1 protein-coding gene is annotated in these 1,039 nt (G+C 39.4%); it reads right to left on the minus strand.

Annotated elements, in window-relative coordinates:
- A partial coding sequence (locus tag BC962_RS16425; RefSeq protein WP_183075533.1) for an MBG-2 domain-containing protein occupies nucleotides 1–1,039 on the minus strand: 1,039 nt, incomplete at both ends.

A 1,039-nucleotide genomic window follows, 5' to 3' on the forward strand; every position in this document is an offset into this window, starting at 1 on the left:
AAGGATCAGCATCACCATAAGTTTTGGTTTGTGCATCGGCAGTAACAGCAATAGTCAACTGAGTGATATCAAAGGCAGCTCCAGTATAATTCAATATATAGTTGCTACTCAAGGCTAGTGAGCCTTGTTCAACTAAATAATTACCAACATTCCCATCTCCCGTTCTAGAAAGTGATCCACTAAAGGTATCTCCTGAAACCAATGCAGGACTGAATCCATATGTTAACGAAGGATCAGCATCGCCATAAGTTTTAGTTTGTGCATCGGCAGTAACAGCAATTGTCAACTGAGTGATATCAAAAGTAGCTCCAGTGTAATTCAATATATAGTTGCTACTCAAGGCTAATGAGCCCTGTTCAACTAAATAATTACCCACATTCTCATCTCCCGTTCTAGAAAGTGATCCACTAAAGGAATCTCCTGAAACCAATGCAGGACTGAATCCATATGTTAACGAAGGATCAGCATCGCCATAAGTTTTGGTGTATGCATCGGCAGTAACAGCAATTGTCAACTGAGTGATATCAAAAGTAGCTCCAGTGTAATTCAATATATAGTTGCTACTCAAGGCTAATGAGCCCTGTTCAACTAAATAATTACCCACATTCTCATCTCCCGTTCTAGAAAGTGTTCCAATAAAGGAATCTCCTGAAACCAATGCAGGACTAAATCCATAGGTTAATGAAGGATCAGCATCACCATAAGTTTTGGTTTGTGCATCGGCAGTAACAGCAATAGTCAACTGAGTGATATCAAAAGCAGCTCCAGTATAATTCAATATATAGTTGCTACTCAAGGCTAGTGAACCCTGTTCAACTAAATAATTCCCAACATTCTCATCTCCCGTTCTAGAAAGTGATCCACTAAAGGAATCTCCTGAAACCAATGCAGGACTAAATCCATATGTTAATGAAGGATCAGCATCACCATAAGTTTTAGTTTGCGCATCGGCAGTAACAGCAATAGTCAACTGAGTGATATCAAAAGCAGCTCCAGTATAATTCAATATATAGTTGCTACTCAAGGCTAGTGAACCCTG

Origin of the sequence: Gillisia mitskevichiae, from assembly GCF_003634585.1 — a bacterium.
Lineage (GTDB): Bacteria > Bacteroidota > Bacteroidia > Flavobacteriales > Flavobacteriaceae > Gillisia > Gillisia mitskevichiae.